The 18,111-nt window shown below is 60.4% G+C and carries 16 protein-coding genes; 7 read left to right on the top strand and 9 right to left on the bottom strand.

Going from position 1 to position 18,111, the window contains the following annotated elements; genetic code table 11:
• Nucleotides 1-73: 73 nt before the first annotated feature.
• The 7 genes from ACP15L_RS13150 (at nucleotide 74) to ACP15L_RS13120 (ending at nucleotide 8,730) form a co-directional block, all read left to right on the top strand.
• Nucleotides 74-1,234 carry an acyl-CoA dehydrogenase family protein gene (locus tag ACP15L_RS13150; protein WP_425084506.1) on the top strand — a complete coding sequence of 387 codons (1,161 nt, stop codon included), beginning with the start codon at nucleotides 74-76 and terminating at the stop codon, nucleotides 1,232-1,234.
• A 2-nt stretch (nucleotides 1,235-1,236) separates the two neighbouring features.
• Entirely contained in the window at nucleotides 1,237-3,252 is a 2,016-nt protein-coding gene (locus ACP15L_RS13145) for an acetate--CoA ligase family protein (protein ID WP_425084505.1), read from the top strand.
• A gap of 3 nt (nucleotides 3,253-3,255) precedes the next feature.
• Nucleotides 3,256-4,035, top strand: coding sequence for a carnitinyl-CoA dehydratase (locus ACP15L_RS13140; RefSeq protein WP_170689069.1), 780 nt, complete (start codon nucleotides 3,256-3,258; stop codon nucleotides 4,033-4,035).
• A gap of 340 nt (nucleotides 4,036-4,375) precedes the next feature.
• Nucleotides 4,376-5,302: a choline ABC transporter substrate-binding protein gene (gene choX, locus ACP15L_RS13135; RefSeq protein WP_425084504.1), complete on the top strand. Its 927-nt coding sequence runs from the start codon at nucleotides 4,376-4,378 to the stop codon at nucleotides 5,300-5,302.
• Between the two features lie 85 nt (nucleotides 5,303-5,387).
• The gene (gene choW / locus ACP15L_RS13130) at nucleotides 5,388-6,218 is read left to right on the top strand and encodes a choline ABC transporter permease subunit (protein ID WP_170378502.1); all 831 of its coding nucleotides are present in this window, start codon (nucleotides 5,388-5,390) and stop codon (nucleotides 6,216-6,218) included.
• A 3-nt stretch (nucleotides 6,219-6,221) separates the two neighbouring features.
• Complete coding sequence (gene choV / locus ACP15L_RS13125; RefSeq protein WP_425084503.1) at nucleotides 6,222-7,247, top strand: choline ABC transporter ATP-binding protein; 1,026 nt, start codon at nucleotides 6,222-6,224, stop codon at nucleotides 7,245-7,247.
• Nucleotides 7,248-7,374: 127 nt separating this feature from the next.
• Complete coding sequence (locus ACP15L_RS13120) at nucleotides 7,375-8,730, top strand: MmgE/PrpD family protein (RefSeq protein ID WP_425084502.1); 1,356 nt, start codon at nucleotides 7,375-7,377, stop codon at nucleotides 8,728-8,730.
• Nucleotides 8,731-8,734: 4 nt separating this feature from the next.
• Here the strand turns inward: ACP15L_RS13120 and ACP15L_RS13115 are convergent, their stop codons facing one another.
• The 9 genes from ACP15L_RS13115 to ACP15L_RS13075 all read right to left on the bottom strand — a co-directional run bounded on the left by ACP15L_RS13115 (nucleotide 8,735) and on the right by ACP15L_RS13075 (nucleotide 18,040).
• Nucleotides 8,735-9,472 carry a maleate cis-trans isomerase family protein gene (locus ACP15L_RS13115; RefSeq protein WP_425084501.1) on the bottom strand — a complete coding sequence of 246 codons (738 nt, stop codon included), beginning with the start codon at nucleotides 9,470-9,472 and terminating at the stop codon, nucleotides 8,735-8,737.
• On the bottom strand, nucleotides 9,469-10,536 hold the full coding sequence (locus tag ACP15L_RS13110; protein ID WP_425084500.1) for a pyridoxal phosphate-dependent aminotransferase: 1,068 nt from the start codon (nucleotides 10,534-10,536) through the stop codon (nucleotides 9,469-9,471). Before ACP15L_RS13110 ends, ACP15L_RS13115 begins: the two co-directional genes overlap by 4 nt.
• The gene (locus ACP15L_RS13105; protein WP_425084499.1) at nucleotides 10,533-12,173 is read right to left on the bottom strand and encodes a hydantoinase B/oxoprolinase family protein; all 1,641 of its coding nucleotides are present in this window, start codon (nucleotides 12,171-12,173) and stop codon (nucleotides 10,533-10,535) included. Before ACP15L_RS13105 ends, ACP15L_RS13110 begins: the two co-directional genes overlap by 4 nt.
• A complete protein-coding gene (locus ACP15L_RS13100; RefSeq protein WP_425084498.1) occupies nucleotides 12,170-14,266 on the bottom strand; it encodes a hydantoinase/oxoprolinase family protein in 2,097 nt (698 codons plus the stop codon). Before ACP15L_RS13100 ends, ACP15L_RS13105 begins: the two co-directional genes overlap by 4 nt.
• A 221-nt stretch (nucleotides 14,267-14,487) precedes the next feature.
• Nucleotides 14,488-14,892 carry a hypothetical protein gene (locus ACP15L_RS13095; RefSeq protein ID WP_170467387.1) on the bottom strand — a complete coding sequence of 135 codons (405 nt, stop codon included), beginning with the start codon at nucleotides 14,890-14,892 and terminating at the stop codon, nucleotides 14,488-14,490.
• 11 nt (nucleotides 14,893-14,903) lie between these two features.
• Nucleotides 14,904-15,605, bottom strand: a complete 702-nt coding sequence (locus ACP15L_RS13090; RefSeq protein ID WP_170720119.1) for a hypothetical protein — start codon at nucleotides 15,603-15,605, stop codon at nucleotides 14,904-14,906.
• Nucleotides 15,575-17,128: a caspase family protein gene (locus ACP15L_RS13085; RefSeq protein ID WP_425084497.1), complete on the bottom strand. Its 1,554-nt coding sequence runs from the start codon at nucleotides 17,126-17,128 to the stop codon at nucleotides 15,575-15,577. Before ACP15L_RS13085 ends, ACP15L_RS13090 begins: the two co-directional genes overlap by 31 nt.
• Before the next feature lie 49 nt (nucleotides 17,129-17,177).
• The gene (locus ACP15L_RS13080; RefSeq protein ID WP_425084496.1) at nucleotides 17,178-17,690 is read right to left on the bottom strand and encodes an RES family NAD+ phosphorylase; all 513 of its coding nucleotides are present in this window, start codon (nucleotides 17,688-17,690) and stop codon (nucleotides 17,178-17,180) included.
• The gene (locus ACP15L_RS13075; protein ID WP_425084495.1) at nucleotides 17,690-18,040 is read right to left on the bottom strand and encodes an MbcA/ParS/Xre antitoxin family protein; all 351 of its coding nucleotides are present in this window, start codon (nucleotides 18,038-18,040) and stop codon (nucleotides 17,690-17,692) included. The genes ACP15L_RS13080 and ACP15L_RS13075 overlap by 1 nt, the downstream gene beginning before the upstream one ends.
• Nucleotides 18,041-18,111 lie beyond the last annotated feature (71 nt).

Below are 18,111 nucleotides of genomic sequence, written 5' to 3'. Positions count from 1 at the left end.
GGCGAAAACTGCATGCCGCGACCATGGGGAATCTCGTTTCCTGCGTCAATCACCCACCCAAGGATATCGCGCCATGCAGTTTGGTCTCACCGAAGAACAGGACATGATCGTCTCGACAGTCCGCAGCTTTGTCGAAAACGAAATCTACCCACATGAGGCCGAGGTCGAACGCACCGGTCACGTGCCGCATGAGCTGGGCGATGAGATCAAACAGAAATGCACCGACTTGGGCTTTTATGCCTGCAACTTCCCAGAAGAGGTCGGCGGCGCAGGCCTTTCGCATCTCGATTTTACGCTGGTCGAGCGCGAGCTGGGTCGTGGCTCGATGGCTCTGACTCATTTCTTTGGCCGCCCGCAAAACATCCTTATGGCCTGCAACGAAGAACAGCGCGAACGCTATTTGCTGCCTGCTGTGCGTGGCGAAAGGATGGATGCGCTGGCGATGACCGAACCGGATGCGGGCTCGGACGTGCGCGGGATGAAATGTCAGGCTGTAAAGGATGGTGGCGATTGGGTCATCAACGGTTCCAAACACTTTATTTCGGGCGCGGAACACGCGGATTTCTTCATCGTCTTCATTGCGACCGGTGTGGATGAAACACCAAAAGGGCCAAAAAAGCGGATCACAACCTTCTTGGTGGATCGCGGAACGCCCGGGTTTGAGGTGCGCGAGGGGTATAACTCGGTCAGCCACAAGGGCTACAAGAACTACATCCTCTATTTCGACAATTGCCGCCTGCCGGGCGCTCAGGTTTTGGGCGAGGTCGATGGTGGTTTCGCTGTCATGAACGAGTGGCTCTATGCGACCCGCCTGACGGTTGCGGCCTTCTCGGTCGGGCGAGCGCGGCGCTGTTTCGACTATGCGCTGAGCTATGCTGCAGAGCGCAAGCAGTTCGGCCAGCCCATTGGCAAATTCCAGGGCATTGGTTTCCAGATCGCCGATATGATCACCGAGATTGATGCCGCAGACTGGCTGACCCTGTCGGCTGCCTGGCGCTTGGACGAAAACCTGCCTTCGAACCGCGAAATCGCCTCGGCCAAGCTCTACGCCTCTGAAATGCTGGCGCGTGTCACCGACGCGACGTTGCAAATCTATGGCGGTATGGGTCTGATGGACGACTTCCCCATCGAACGCTTCTGGCGCGACGCGCGGGTAGAGCGGATCTGGGATGGCACCAGCGAAATCCAACGCCACATCATCAGCCGTGATCTTCTGCGTCCATTGGGCGCCTGACGATGACCAAAGACCTCACCCGGCTTTTGCGCCCGAACTCCATCGCCGTGATCGGCGGTGGTGCTTGGTGTCAGCAGGTCATTCTGCAATCTGAACGCATGGGCTATGCGGGTCAGATCTGGCCTGTTCATCCCAAAGCGACCGAGATTGCTGGCCATACGGCCTATGCCAGTCTCGAAGATCTGCCTGCTCCGCCAGATGCCGTTTTCATCGGCATCAACCGCCATGCCACGATTGAGGCGGTGCGAACCCTTTCTGCCACCGGCGCAGGCGGTGCAGTGTGTTTTGCGTCAGGTTATTCCGAGGCCGTGGCCGAAGATGACACAGGCGGCGATCTGCAGGCGCAACTGGTGGCAGCTGCGGGCGACATGCCCATTCTGGGACCCAATTGCTATGGTTTCATCAACGCGTTGGACGGGGCCTTGCTATGGCCCGACCAACACGGGGCCAAGCCGGTCGACTCTGGCGTTGCGATCCTGACGCAAAGCTCGAACATCTCGATCAACCTGACCATGCAGAAACGCGCGCTGCCCATCGCCTATATGGTGACCTGCGGGAACATGGCGCAGACCAGCCAGGCGCAGATTGCCTCGGCCTTGCTGGACGATCCGCGTGTGACTGCCGTTGGCTTGCATATCGAAGGTTTCAAGGACATCCGCGAATGGGAAGCGTTGGCCCAGAAGGCCCACCCCAAAGGTATCCCTCTTGTGGCGCTCAAGGTCGGCGCGTCTGAACAGGCTCAGGCCGCAACGGTGTCGCATACCGCCTCTCTGGCCGGAAGCGACGCGGGTGCGCAGGCCCTGTTGGAGCGTCTCGGCATTCCACGCCTATCGGCCTTGCCCGATTTTCTGGAAACATTGAAGCTGCTGCATTGCTATGGCCCGCTTTCGGGCAGCAACATAGCCTCGATCAGTTGTTCCGGAGGGGAGGCCAGCCTGATCGCGGACATGGCCGTTGGAACCGGGTTGTCCTTCCCGCGCCTAAGCAACGGTCAAAAAACCCACCTGCGAGAGGCACTCGGACCGATGGTGGCACTAAATAACCCGCTGGACTACCACACTTATATCTGGCGCGATGAAGCAGCGATGGCGAAGGCCTGGGCTGGGATGACGGGCGACGACATAGACCTGACGTTCTCGATTCTCGATTATCCAACCACGGATGCGAGCGACTGGGCCTACGCCTCACGCGCGGCGATGAAAGTGCGCGCGGAAACTGGCGCCCGATTTGCCGTTGCCGCGACATTGCCGGAATTGCTGCCCGAAGATGTGGCGCAAGAGCTTATGGACGGCGGCGTGGTGCCCTTCATGGGCCTGCGCGAAGCCCTTGCTGCAACCGAAGCGGCAGGTCAGGTCACAGCCCCCTCGGACACACCGGTCACACTGCCCGGAACGGCTGAGGCCAAAAGGACTCTCACCGAAGGCGAGTCCAAACGCGTTCTGGCTGAGTGTGGAATGCGCATCCCGCAGAACCGCACAGCCGCAGGTGCCGACCAGGCGCGCGCTGCCGCTCAGGACATGGACGCGCCCTTTGCGGTCAAGGGCGTGGGGCTGGCGCATAAGTCAGAACACGCGGCCGTGCGATTGGGTGTTCTTGCGGAAGACGTGGCCGACGTCGCCGCGGACATCGGCACCCCTGAAATTCTGATCGAAGAGATGATCACCGGAACAGTGGCCGAGCTTCTTGTGGGCGTGGTGCGCGATCCAGCGCATGGGTTTGTCCTGACTCTGGGCGCAGGCGGTGTGCTGACCGAAGTGCTGCGCGATACTGCCTCCCTGCTGGTGCCCAGTTCTGCTGATGACATCCGCAACGCCTTGGGTAAATTGAAGATTGCACCGCTTCTGACGGGCTATCGCGGCCAACCAGCGGCTGATATGGATGCCATCGTGGCCGCTGTTGAGGCCGTTCAGGCCTATGTCATGCAAAACGCCGACACGCTTGGCGAGGTCGAAATTAACCCGCTCCTCTGCGCGCCCGACAAGGCGGTGGCCGTGGATGCCCTCATCAGAAAGGCATGAGATATGGACCCGATCAAAACCCGCCGTGATGGCGCGATTCTTGAGGTCACATTGGACCGGCCCAAAGCCAATGCCATTGATCTGGCGACCAGCCGCATCATGGGCGACGTCTTTGCCGAGTTCCGCGACGACCCGGACCTGCGCGTTGCGATCCTGACAGGTGCGGGAGAGAAGTTCTTTTGCCCCGGATGGGACTTGAAAGCCGCAGCCGATGGCGATGCGGTCGACGGGGACTATGGCGTTGGCGGCTTTGGTGGCTTGCAGGAATTGCGCGACATGAACAAACCCGTCATCGCAGCTGTAAACGGCATTGCCTGCGGGGGAGGGCTGGAGCTTGCGCTGTCCGCCGACATGATCCTCGCCGCAGACCATGCGAGTTTTGCCCTGCCGGAAATCCGCTCGGGCACCGTGGCGGATGCGGCCAGCGTCAAACTGCCCAAGCGCATCCCGTATCACATCGCGATGGAGCTGCTGCTCACGGGCCGCTGGTTCGACGCGGAAGAGGCCAACCGCTGGGGTTTGGTGAATGAGATCGTGGCCGCGGATCAACTGATGGACCGCGCGTGGGAACTGGCCCGCCTGTTGGCCTCGGGCCCGCCGCTGGTTTATGCTGCGATCAAAGAGGTCGTGCGCGATGCCGAAGACAGCAAGTTTCAGGACGCCATGAACCGTATTACCAAGCGACAGCTGCGCACCGTCGACACTCTCTATGCCAGTGAGGACCAGCTGGAAGGCGCGCGTGCGTTTGCGGAAAAGCGTGATCCTGTCTGGAAAGGCAAGTAAGCAAATCTGGGGGTCTGACTCCTTTCAGCGGCTCCGTCTTTGATGGGGCCGCAACACCCAAGTAGCTGCGCCCAACGGTTGCTTGGGAGGCCTGCTAACGGATTGCATGCTCGTGTCATATTGAATTAGGACACGCCTGCCCCACGGGGCGTCAGCAACTCAAACCTGCGCCACAACCCGAACGCAGCCAAACCGAAATCCATGCCACGCAATCCGTGAATTGTTCAGCGCGCGACAGAAACTGTTGCCTGAATCTGGCTGCATGTGAACAATTAGACTTGACTATGTGTCATTTATTTTTCCTAACTAACCAGTCAATCAAAAAAACAGGGAGGCTCCAGTGAAAGCCCTAACAACCATTTCAACCCTTGCCATTCTGGCATCTGCCGGGGCGGCATTGGCCAATTGCGACGAGGTCGTATTCTCGGATGTCGGTTGGACCGATATCACGGCGACCACTGCCGCAACGACAACGATTCTTGACGCTCTGGGCTATGATACCGAGATCAAGATCCTTTCCGTTCCAGTGACTTACACTTCGATGGCTGAAGGCGATATCGACGTGTTCCTGGGCAACTGGATGCCGACCATGGAAGGGGATATCGCGCCGTATCGCGAGGCGGGAACGGTTGAAACAGTGCGCGCGAACCTGGAAGGCGCCAAGTACACGCTGGCCGTCAACGCTGCAGCCGCCGAGCTGGGCATCAAGGATTTCGCCGATATTTCAACACACTCCGATGCTCTGGACGGCAAAATCTTCGGAATCGAGCCGGGCAATGACGGCAACCGCCTGATTCAATCCATGATCGACGGCGATTCTTTTGGTCTCTCTGGTTTCGAGGTCGCTGAAAGCTCCGAGCAAGGCATGCTGGCGCAGGTGGATCGCGCCTCGCGCAAGGGCGATCCGATCGTGTTCCTGGGCTGGGAACCGCACCCGATGAACGCCAATTTCGAAATGTCCTACCTGACCGGTGGCGATGAGTTCTTTGGCCCCAACTTCGGCGGTGCGACCGTGTTCACCAACACCCGCAAAGGCTATGCCGAGGAATGCCCGAATGTTGGCGCGCTGCTGAACAACCTGGAATTCTCGCTGGCGATGGAAAACGAGATCATGGCCGCGATCCTGGACGGTGGCGAAGACCCGGCAGATGCAGCCAGCGCATGGCTGAAAGCCAACCCGGATGCCTATACCCCATGGCTGGACGGTGTCACGACCCGCGACGGTGGTGGCGCAGTCGCCGCAGTAAGCGAAGCACTGGGTCAATAATCTTTAACGCCCTTCGCCGCATGTCTGTGGCGGAGGGCTTTTTGTGGCCTGATCTCAGGCCCGGAATACTCTGAAAGGCAGACAGATGGATTGGCTGACCGACAACAAGATACCCGTCGGCAAGACGGCCCGAGCGGTTTTTGAATGGCTCCAAGAGATAGGGGAGCCATTTTTCGATTGGTTGTCCTGGGTTCTAGAGGCGCTGATTGATGGCATATTGTGGGTGTTGCAAACGCCGCATCCTTTGATCGTTGTGGGCGTCTTCGTGGGCATCACGTGGCTGTTGCAGCGCAATTGGAAGGTTTGCCTGTTTGTGGCGCTGGGGTTTCTGTTCATTCTCAATCAGGGATATTGGGAAGAAACGACGGAAAGCCTGACTCTGGTTCTATCCTCCTGTCTGGTCTGTATGGCGATTGGCGTGCCTATTGGCATCGCGGCGGCGCATAGGCCCAAGCTTTACGTGGCGATGCGGCCGGTGCTGGACCTGATGCAAACCCTGCCGACCTTCGTCTACCTGATCCCCGCGATCGTATTCTTTGGTATCGGCATGGTGCCGGGCCTGATCGCAACCGTGATCTTCGTGTTGCCCGCTCCGATCCGCCTGACCCATCTGGGTGTGTCCTCGACTCCGACCCCGCTACTTGAAGCGGCCGAGGCCTTTGGCGCGACCAAATCCCAGACCCTGTGGAAGGTCGAACTGCCTTACGCGCTGCCGCAGATAATGACAGGGCTGAACCAGACCATCATGCTGTCGCTGTCGATGGTTGTGATCGCCGCTCTGGTTGGCGCTGACGGCTTGGGTGTGCCGGTTGTGCGGGCGCTCAATCAGGTGAACACGGCCCTTGGTTTCGAATCCGGCTTTGTCATCGTTGTTGTGGCGATCATCCTCGATCGCGTCCTCAGAGTGGAGCATTGATCCATGACCGCAGTTGAGTTTGACAATGTTTCCATCGCGTTCGGCAACGATCCTAAAAGTGCGTTGCCCTTCATGGACGAAGGCAAAGACCGCGCAACGGTGAAAGAAGCCTGTGGGCAGGTGCTGGGCGTCCACAATTGCTCGCTGACTGTGCATGAGGGCGAAACGCTGGTGCTGATGGGCCTGTCCGGTTCGGGCAAATCCACGTTGCTGCGGGCGGTGAACGGGTTGAACCCGGTGATCCGCGGCGCGGTGCGGGTCTCGGACGGATCGGAGATGGTGGATGTCACCAACGCCGACGCTCGCACCCTACGCCGGATGCGGCAGAACCATATTGCGATGGTGTTCCAGCAATTCGGACTGCTGCCGTGGCGCACGGTTCGTGAAAACGTTTGGCTGGGGCTGGAGCTGTCGGGCATGTCCCGCACCGAGAGGTTGCAGCGCACCGATGAACAGCTCGCTCTGGTCGGTCTGTCCGACTGGGCCGACCGTAAGGTCGGAGAGCTGTCGGGCGGTATGCAACAACGCGTCGGTCTCGCCCGTGCCTTTTCCACTCAGGCGCCGATCCTGTTGATGGATGAGCCGTTCTCGGCCCTCGATCCGCTGATCCGGACCAAGCTGCAGGATGAGCTGCTGCGCCTTCAGGAAAAGCTGAAACGCACGATCATCTTTGTGTCCCATGACCTTGATGAGGCCTTCAAGATCGGCAATCGCATCGCCATCATGGAGGGCGGTCGCATCGTGCAATGTGGCACCCCGTCCGAGATCTACTCGAAGCCTCAGGACGAATACGTGGCCGACTTTGTTGCGCATATGAACCCTCTGGGCGTTTTGCGCGCGCGGGATGTGATGGAGCCTGCAACCGGTACGCCGGACCGCTCTATCGACGCGGATACGGATATCCGCGACGTCATTCAGGGCTTTGACCAGAACAACGCACCGGTTGGCGTGATCGAGGACGGGGCGATCATCGGTCAGGTCACAAAAGACCGTGTGTTGAACAAGCTGGTTGATCCGATGGGGCAGTAACCCTAGGACCTTAAACATAGGGCGGTCCGGCATTACGACGCCGGACCGTTCGTTCTCAATTGTTTTCGTGCCATCCCATTCGAAACCTCCTAACCTGCCTCGAGAGGTGTTGAGTTAGGAGCAGGCCGTGACAGATACCTTCCAGAGAGTTGCTGATTTCACCCTTAGTATAACACCCGAGGATATCCCCGATGCGACGCTGAACGCCGCCGCGTTGATGTTGCTCGACACGCTGGGCATTACGATTGCTTCGGGTCCTATGGCGGCGGGGTCAATCGCCCGAGAAACGGCTTTTGCGCTCTATGGGGCAGGTGATCCGGCGCTCAGCGCGCGGATGTTGTTTGATGGCCGCTGGGTCAGTGCCGCCGGTTGCGCCTATGCCGCTGCTACGCAGACTGACAATCTGGATGGGCATGACGGCTACAACCCGACAAAAGGGCATATCGGTGTCGCTGTCGTGCCGGCGCTATGCGCGCTGGCGGAAACGGTTCCGGATTTCTCGGGCCCCGAAGCTCTGACCGCTGTCACCATCGGATATGAGGTCGCCGGGCGCGCGGGGATATCTTTGCATGATACGGTCAGCGACTATCACACGTCAGGGGCATGGAACGCCTTGGGTGTCGTCGCCGTCGCGGCTCGGATGCGTGGGTTGGGCGTAGACCATTTGCGGCAGGCCATGGGCATCGCCGAATATCACGGGCCACGCAGCCAGATGATGCGCGAGATCGCCAACCCCACAATGCTGCATGACGGATCGGGCTGGGGGGCTTTGGTCGGTGTGTCTTCGGCGGTTTTGGCCGAGAAAGGCTTTACCGGCGCGCCCGCAATCACAATTGAAGCCGAAGAGGTCACGAGCCACTGGCAGGACCTTGGCCAGTTTTGGCAGATGCAGCATCAATATGTGAAACCCTACCCGATCTGCCGTTGGGCGCACGCCGCGATCGACGCTGTCCGGCAGCTCATGCGTGAACATGATCTGGGCCATGAAGACATCGCCTCGGTCCAGGTCAATACGTTCCGCGAGAGCGCCTGTTTGTTTCAGGGCATGCCCGACGACACCTCAAAGGCGCAGTATTCGCTGCCATTCGCGGTGGCGGTGATGATGGCCTATGGGCGGATCGGGGTCGAGCATATCTCGGGTGCGGGTTTGTCTGATCCTTTGGTGGCGTCTTTGTTGGAACGTATTTCCGTTGCCGAAGACGAGCGCCATTCGGCTCGGTTCCCCGAGTGCCGTATCGCCGATGTCACGATCCGCTTGCACGACGGGCGAGTGCTGGAAACTGGCGATGTCCATGCGCGCGGCGGCCCCGAGGCTCCTATGGATCAGGCCGAAGTGGTCGCGAAATTCATGGAGTTTGCAACGCCTTCGCTCGGCGAAACAAGGGCCTCCGCCATACGCGACGCCATTCTGGGGCTGAGAGATCCAGTATCGGCGTTCTCGGATCTTGGCGCGTTGATCTATGACGCTCCTTCCGGGTCCTAGCCCCTCAAATACAGTCGAACAGCCGCCCCGGTAACCCCTTATGCGGTGGTAGCCCGAGTTCGCGCAGCAAGCAGAACATCATCGCCTGGTTGGACGTTACAACGGGTTTGTCTAGCGCGGTTTCAATCCGTTCGATGGCCTCAACGGACCGCATATCGGTGCAACTCAGAACAATCGCCTCGGCCTGTTGGTGGTCGGCCTGGCAGGCGAGGTCAAAGACTTCGTCCGGGGTCAATTCTCCCTGACCGTAATTGCCCAATTCCCGGCCGACATCGGCGCATTTGACCGTTTCGATCCCGTTTTGGGCCATGAACGCGATGGCCTGCGTATTGATCTCGCCCAGATAGGGCGACGAAAAGCCGACTTTGCGGGCCCCCAACGCCTGAATGCCCGCGATCAGAGCACTGGCCGCTGTGACTGATTTGGCATTGGCACCGGATTTGATCTGCTCGGCCAACTCTGCGTCGAAAGATGGGCCGTGGGTCAGCGTGGCCGAGGTGCAGCCGTACAGAACGATGTCGGGCCGCACGCCGGAGATCATCCGCAAATCATGGCTGATATCCGACGCGCCCAAACCGGCCATCTGATCCGAGCCGGGGATTTCGTCCACGTCATACCCACCCATGCGCTGAAAATGCAGCGTGGTGTTGGGCGGGCGCATCAACGCAAGATCCGGCTCTAGATTTGTGTTGGTGAAAGGCACCAGAACGCCGATCTTGGCGGCGGTTCGGGTCTCGGTCATGTTAGCACTCCTTCCAACACGTCGCGGGCGCGGTTCATGACGCCCGGTGCGCAAATCGTGGCGCGCAAGCAATCGCCAAGGCCATAGCCACCCATCCCGCGCATCAAGAGGTTCTCGGCGCGCAAGGCAGCATCGGCCCGCTGCGCCTGATCGATTGACGAAAAACGCAGCAAGACGAAATTTGTGTGGCTTTGCGGAACGGTTAACCCCAGAGCGCGGCAATCTTCGATGAACGCTTCGCGGATGTGGGCCGTTTTTGCCACAACCTCTCGCATATGCGTCTGATCACGCATCGCCGCGGCAGCTGCAGCCTGCGAGGGGATCGAGACATTGTTTGGGTTCAACAGCTTGCGCAGTTCTGCTCCAATCCCAGGGGGAGCATAGGCCCACCCGACCCGAGCGCCTGCCAGCCCATAGGCTTTGGAAAACGTCCGGGTGATGACCGTATCGCCGCGTTGAATCATAGCGAATATCTCTGCCGGATCATGTTCGGCATCCGAGAATTCGGCGTAGGCTTGATCGACGACCAGCAGAACGTTCTTGGGAAGGCTGGTCCGCAGGCGCACGATCTCAGCGTTCGGGATGACCGTTCCGGTCGGATTGCCGGGATTGCAGAGGAAGACGATGCGGGTTTTTGGGGTGACTGCGCTCAGAACATCATCCACCGAAACAGTCAAGTCGACCTCACGCGCCTTGACATAGTCCGCCTGCACCTGCACGGCTGCCGAGGCGACAAAGGCGTAGCCGTAGTCTGTACCCAGCACGCGGTCCCCTTGCCCGGCATAGGCGCGGATTAGGCAACCGATCAGCTCCATCGATCCCGCGCCGCAAAAGATGTTGCTCTGGTCCAGCCCATGCACTTCGGCTATCGCTAAACGCAGGTCCGGCCATTCCGGATCAGGATAGAGTGGCATGTCGGCCATCGCGGCCTGTCCGGCGGCAATGGCGGTAGGGCTGGCGGGAAAAGCGCTTTCGTTCTGGGCCAGTGAAATTGTCTGAGGACCGCCAAGATCGGCCAGCGCATAGGCGGCCAGGGCACCAACATGAGGGACGGGCCGGATCATGAGCCATCTCCGTATGCTTTGGCCCCTTCGGCGCTGAGCAGACCGCGCTTGAGATCCAGTGCCAGCGCCTCCGGGTGCCTATCTGTCGGATCGCCGAAGCCTCCTCCTCCGGGGGTTTCAAAGATAAGGTAATCGCCGTCTTCCACCCTCAGCTCGCCCTTGCCGGGGATGTCAGCGTCGCCGTCGCGGAACCGGATGCGCCCGGGTGCTCCGGGTTGGCCACCCATCCGACCAAGCGCGGGGAATTTCAGCCGCTCGACCGAGAGGAAGACGATGAAGGGCGCGCCGTTGGCCGAGGTCATCTCGATCCGTTGCCCCAACCCGCCGCGGTACTTGCCCGAACCCCCCGAGTCCGGCCGAAGCTCGCGCCGCCAGATCGTGACGGGGGCGACGCTTTCGGTGATCTCCACCTGGCTGCCGAACACGCCCGAAGGGTAGGCCGTTGCCGACAACCCATCCGCGTGAGGCCGCGCGCCCGTGCCGCCGTTATGCACGGGCTCAACCGCGAACTCGCGGCCTCCGTCACGGGCGACCTCGGGCGCGTGGCGCATGGGCAGGTCGAACATGCAGGATGCGCCCTCTGCCGGGACCTGATCGGGCAGGGCCTGATGCAGGCAGCCCAGAACCAAATCAGGGGTCACCTGACCCAGCGTGTGCCGCATGGCCACCGGCACCGGCCGCTGCGCGTTCAGGATACAGCCTTTGGGGCCATCGACGGTGAACGGCTCCAGAGAGCCTGCATTGTTGGGAATGTCCGACCCGACTATGCAGCGCAGGGCAAAAACGGTATAGGCAGTGGCGTAGTTCAGCGGCACGTTGATGCCCTTGCGCGAACAGCCGGAGGTGCCAGTGAAATCCACATGCATCCCGTCGGCGGTGACGGTCAGGGTGGCGTGCAGTTCCAGTTCATTCTCATAGCCGTCCATCTTCAGGACGTTCTTATAGACGCCAGTAGGCACCTCGGCGATGGCGGCCAGAGTGCCCCGGCGTGAGGTTTCGATGATGTAGGCCCCCAGTGCGTCCAGATCGTCGATGCCGAATTCCTCCATCATCGACACCAGCCGGTTCACCCCAGCCTCACAGCAGGCGATCAAGGCGTAGATATCGCCCTCATTCGCCACCGGTTCACGACTGTTGGCGCGGATGATGTCCAGTAGAAGGGCGTTCGGCGTGCCTTCCTCGACCAATTTGCAGGGCGGGATCAGCAGGCCCTCGTCGTATATGTCCGAACCCTCAGGCCCCATGCCCAGCCCGCCTAGGTCAACCAGATGCGAGGTGCAGGAAGTGAAGCCGACGACCTTGCCATCCTTGAACGCGGGCATCATCAAAAGGAAGTCGTTCAAATGACCCGAGGCGAGCCATGGATCGTTCGTCATATAGATGTCGCCGGGTTTCATTGTCTGAACAGGGAAGGCGGAGCGTAGGTGCTGAACGGCTTCGGCCATGGTGTTGATATGGCCCGGTGTACCGGTCACGGCTTGTGCCAGCATCCGGCCATTCACGTCGAAAATCCCGGCAGAAATGTCGCCGCATTCGCGTACAATCGGGCTGAAGGCAGCGCGGATCAGGGTTTGGCCCTGTTCTTCGACAACAGCCAGCAGCCGGTTCCACATCACTTGTAGTCGGGCAGGGGTCATTGCGTGCCTCCTTTCTGGTCGCGGATCAGGACGAGGTTTCCGATGGCGTCCACATGGGCCGAGAAATCGGCTGAGACGAGTGTTGTCGTCTGTGGTTCATGGATCAGCGCGGGGCCGCAGATGCGGTCGCCGGGGTTGAGATTGGTGCGGGCCACAAAACCAGCCTGTTTCGTCTGCCCGTCTACATCACAAATGATTGGTCGGGTTTCTGAAGGCGTCATCGTGGTCACCGCCGGGGTGGAAAGCATTTCGGGAACGGCAGCGTCCGGGGTCGCGACCTGTACGGCCCAGTTCAAAATCTCGATCTGCATGCCCGGCACGGGGCGTGAGAACTGCTTGCGGTACTCCGTTTCAAACGCCTCGGTCAGCGGGGCGAGGTCTTCGGCGGTAAGTGTGCGGTCAGGCAGCGAAATCTCAATCTCGTGCCCCTGACCGCTATAGCGCATAAAGGCCGAGCGTCGGATTTCGGTCGGTGCATCTCCGGCACCTTGGGCAACGACGGCGCTGGCCTCGGCGATCATATCGTCAAAAAGGCCGTTGATCGCCGTGAAATCCAATTTACCCAGCAGGGAATAGTACGAGCGCACGATCTCAAATGACACGGGCGCAAACAGGAAACCCACCGCCGAGCCAACACCGGGATTTGGAGGCACCACGATGCGGCTGACACCCGCAGATCGGGCCACGCGGCTGGCATGGAGCGGGCCGTTGCCGCCAAAAGCGATCATGGTACGCGGCCCGAGGTCTTTGCCCGACTCCACCGCATGCATCCGCCCGGCGCTGGCCATGCTTTCATCCACGATGCGGCTGACCCCATCAGCGGCCCCTGTCGCGTCGGTTTCAAGTGCCGTGCCGATCACGCGTTGCAGCGTGTCGTTTGACGCCTTGGGGTCGATCTTGATGAACCCTTCGGCAAATGTGTCGGGCACGATGTAGCCCAGAGTGATGTCGCTGTCGGTTACAGTCGGCTCGGTCCCGCCGCGCCCGAAAGCCACCGGGCCGGGTTCCGAGCCTGCTGATTTTGGCCCCACCGTCAGACGGCCCAGCCGGTCCACCCCCGCAATGGAACCTCCGCCTGCGCCGATCTCGATCATCTCGATCACGGGGATACGCACCGGCATGCCCGAGCCCTTGATGAACCGCGCCGCCCGCGCGATTTCGAACTGGCGCGAGGTTTGGGGTCGGGCGTTGTCGATCAGGCAGAGCTTGGCAGTCGTGCCACCCATGTCGAAGGACAAAACCTGATCCAACCCGGCCCGAGCGGCGATGTGCGCGGCGAGAATAGCCCCTCCGGCAGGGCCACTTTCGACCAGCCGGATCGGGAAACGCATGGCCGTCTGCACGGTACACATCCCGCCACCTGCGGTCATCATCAGGATTGGGCAGGTGACCCCTTCGGCTTCGAACTTTTTGACGAAGCGGGTCAGATATGTCTCCATCAGGGGTTGGATATAAGCGTTGGCAACCGTGGTGCAGAGCCGGTCAAACTCGCGCGCCTCGGGGCTGACATCGGATGAGATCGACACGGTCAGATCGGGGCGACGTTTGGCGAGGGCATCGCGCAACCGACGTTCATGCGTGGGGTTCGCGTAAGTATGCATGAGGCAAATCGCAACCGCATCCGCCCCGCTGGCGTCGATTTCAGCCAGAAGCGCGTCAATAGCGCCTTCTTCCAGTTCGATCAGAACCTCACCGGTCGCGGACGTTCGCTCGCGAACGGTCAGAGAGCGTTCACGCGGGACAAGAAGATCGGGCTTTTCTAGGTTGATATCGTATTGCGCATAGCGCCGTTCGTAGGCGATTTCGAGGATATCGCGGAAGCCTTCAGTCGCGACGGTTGCCACGGTGGCCCCGCGCCGCTCGATCAGAGCGTTCGTGGCCAGTGTGGTGCCGTGGATGAAGCCGGTCACCTCGGCCAGGGACCGTCCCGTGCTTTGCATTACGCGAAGCGCCCCTTCCATTGCGCCTTCGGCCGGATTTTGGTGCGTGGTCAGGGTTTTGGTCGAAGCTAGTATCGTCTCATTGCCTGAAACGAGGACGGTATCGGTAAACGTGCCGCCAATATCTATGGCGAGGCGCAGAGCAGTTGTCATGGAGGGGTCCGTTGTCGTCTGTAACAGTTTGGGCATAGCGCCCGTTCGGCCTGTTACCGACGCGTTGCCACCAGGTTACAGCCGGTCGCCCGGCGATCCATACGAGTCGGGGTGCACTGACAAGTCATGAGGAATTGTCGGGCGGTTTTTACGTCACTGCTAGCGCATTTGCGACATCGCGGCATTCCAACGACGTAAAAACCTGAACTTCGCTGCAGGACTTATCCTGACAACCGAGCCAAATCCGCGCTTAGTGCGCGGGCCTCGGAAATACTGCGCTGCAAGGCCTGTAATTGCGCTTCGGCAGTGGTGCCTTGGGGCTTTGCATTCAGCACCCTGTCAATTCTGGCGGCTGTGGCGGGGTCTCCGCCGCCGATGGCATCGCGCTGTTGAAGGATTTTCAATTTCAGCTGCGCCAGTTCCGATTCCGAGGACCTGATCTGCGCGGCCAATGCGTCATTGCGGGCCTGAGCTGTCGCCACATCGCCCTCGGCGGCTTCGATCCGGTCATCATAGGCTCCGGTCGCAATGCCGGATACTCCGGCGAAGAACCCTCCGTCCGCCGGGTCTGTCGTGGTTTGGCAGGCGGTCAAAAGAAGGCAAGGCAGAGCAATGCGTGTGATCATGTTCGGCTCTTTCACAGCGACGATGCCAGATCGCTGGCGATTCCGCGCATCTGCGAAATCTGGTTGGAAAGCGCCTGCAGATCACCGTCAATAGGCGAGGTGGTCTGGCGGCGCTTGATCGTCAGGCTGCGCGCCTCAGCAAATTCGGCCTGCCGTCTGGTTGCCCCGTCAATGGCCAGTTCCATCTGTTTCAGATTGCCATTGGCCTCGGTCAGCTCTCGTTGCAACTCGGCCTGATCTACGGTTCCCGCTGCGGCGCGAGCGTTCAGTGCGTCCAATTCAGCCTTTTGAGCCACCAGAACTTCGTTCATCACGTTCAACGTGGTCTGCATTTCGGCGGCGTTCCGGTCCAGATCGGATTTGATCTGACGCAACCGTCTTTCGCGCCCGGCATAGCTGCGCTGCACATAAGCCACATAGGTACCAGCCAGAGCGCCAGCACCCAATCCGAGGGCGACGCCTGTGCCTACGTCGTCAGAACCGCCCAGCCCAAAGCCGATCGCGCCCCCCGCTACACCACCTGCAATCGCCCCTTGCAGGATTGTCTTTTGCAAGGCTGCCGCTTGCTTTGCCAGATCGGCCTCGGCCTGGCTTGAGCCAGCGCCTACGGATCTCAGCGTTTCCGGCTCGCTGCTGCCACCGCAGGCGGACAGAGCCAACGATGCCCCTAACACGGCGGCGATCAGCCGGGTGGAATAAGATCTGCCAGCCATTGATAACTCCCTTTTTTACTATCTTCTGCCTGCGCCACATGGCGCAGAAACAATGCGGCATCCTCGCTCAGGCGCGCGTGTGCTTGCCCGAGGTTACGCGAAGTTGCCGCAGCGTCAAAGAAATCTGCGCCTGGCTCGGATGGAAAGAACACCACGGCGCGGGTCAAAAGCTCATCGTAGTAACTGCGGCTTTGATCCAGCCGCCTTAGAATGACACCGCGTGAGCGATAGATGTCGTAGATATCATTGCGGGCCTGTTGCAGCACCGGCAGCGCGGCAGGGTCCGAGCGGGCGATTTCTTCGATCTGGCCCAAGGCATTTTCAGCAACGGCCAGAGTGCGTTCGACACTGCGCAGTGCAACGATATCGGTACGCAAGCTCTGCAATGTCGTGGCCGCCAGAAAGACCGAGACTTCGGCAGCGTCTTCGAACAGACGCTCTGGCGTTGCGGTTTCCTGCAGCGGCAAGCGACGGCGATACTGATCGAGGGCCGGTTCCAGGTTGCGGCTTGGCCCATCTGGCATCAGCCCCAAGGTGGACAGAGCCGCGGCCAGCTTGTCGGGTTCCGCAGCGGCCAGCGTGGCGCTGATCGGCGCCGCCGGGGCGGTTTCTGTGTTACGCAAAAGCTCAATCCGGTCGCGCGCGAAAGCTGCGAATAATCCATCGGGATAGGTTTGCAGATAGTCTTTGAAGTCAGCTGGATCGCTGCTTGCAGAAATGCTCCTCCAATGGGCCATATCTGCCTCAAAAGCGTCCGTGGGACTGGCTGTGGGCAAACCCGGCGCAAAACTATGTTCATCCAGCACAGATTCTTCGACCCATGGGATCTGGCGGCCTTCGGTGTCCAGAACCACTTGCTGACGCACCCGGCCCAGCATCAGCCGCACATCCAGATCTGGCGTTGCGATATGATCCAGCAGGCTCGAGGTGAAGACACTGTTGTCGCCCAGCCCATCATACGCCACGTTGCCGGGGTCAGTGGCATAGGCGATCAGCAAACCTGCACCGCCCCGGATGCGTACCAGACCCTGTTCGACGATCCCTTTGTCCGAGAACGGGTTGTTGCGGCAGGCGTCCAGCAGAAGGATGCCGACATCCGGCCCAGCCTTGGCAAGCACATCACGCACGCGGTCGATGGTGATCGAACTTCGGCTGAGGGCGCTCAGGTCACTGCCAGAGAATTCAGTGCCGATAAGGTGGTTCTGGCCGCCGATTTGGACCCCGTGACCTGCATAGAAGAAGACAGCCATTTCAGCGCCTTGCGCCGCTTGCCCAAAGGCGTGGACGGCCCGATCCATCGAGGCTGCGTTTTGGTCGGTAGCCTCGGTCACGGCAAAGCCAAGCTCGCGTAGCGCTGCGCCGAGGGCCTCAACATCGTTGACCGGGTTGCGCAGGGCCATATCCGGGGCGCGGTAGTCGGAATTGCCGATCAGCAGTGCCACACGATCCGCCGCCCGGGCCGAGCCTGTCGCCAGAACCAGACAGGACATTAGGCAAACCAGCAAAAATCGGAACCCAGTCATACCGTCACCTTAGCGCATGGATTTTGGACTGCACAGATAGATTGGAGCTCTATAGCCTGCCCAGTCGATCCTCATCGTCCACAACGGTCAGCCGCGTATCCGGCCCGCTCCAACGCCAGAGGACGAGGTTGAGGTTTGTCGGTGTTGCCCCCTGCGCGAAGCTGCCCACCAGCAAACCGACAAAACCGTCCTTGATCAATTGCGCGGCCAGATCTTGCGTCGGGACGGCGCGACGATCCAGCATGGCCGATCGCCAACCGGGATCGGCCAGTACGGGCGCGGTCATTCCGTATTGGGCCAAGGCGGCTGCGTCTCTTGTGTCGAAGATCGGGCCCAGATCCGCGTGGTAAGAAACCAGTATCGTCGGCTGCAAGTCCCCGACCTGATTGGCCTCACGCAGGGCCGTGGCCGGGTCCAGCGCCGTGTAGAGCGCGGGTGTGCCCTTCGCGTTGAACCGACCGCCATACTTCTCAGCCCCACGACCCGACAGGGGCTCACGCGCGTAGACCGGGTTTAATGCGCGAAAAAGCGGCCCGCGATACCAGCCCTCGTCAAGCGGCATCAGGCATAGACACCGGCATCGACGGCATCAATGTACTCCAACACCTGCTGCGCCTTGCCCTCCTGCACCAGCTGCATGGCGGTACGCCCGTCAAAGCCGGGCAGGGGTTCCGAGCGATACCAGGCATATGCGATCAGATCCGAGCCAAAACGCGGTTGCACCTTGTTGAGAACTTCGACCAGTTCGCGCAGGCGGCGTTGGGTCTTGTCGGATTGAATGCGCGTACGGCGTTGCAGGGCATCCTTGCCCAACCCCACTGTCAAGGCAACCTCTTCGGCGGATGTACGCAGAGCCGCCGCGATTTTCCGAGGCTCAAACAGCCCGCCTTCGGCGAATTGAGTAATCTGCATGCCACCCTCCAATCCTGCTACTTTCACGGTATATAGCGTCATTATTGCTGATTTTCAAGAATGTATGCCGT

Source organism: Ruegeria profundi (assembly GCF_049800715.1).
Classification (GTDB): domain Bacteria; phylum Pseudomonadota; class Alphaproteobacteria; order Rhodobacterales; family Rhodobacteraceae; genus Ruegeria; species Ruegeria profundi_A.
This window is presented reverse-complemented; position numbering and strand designations above follow the sequence as displayed.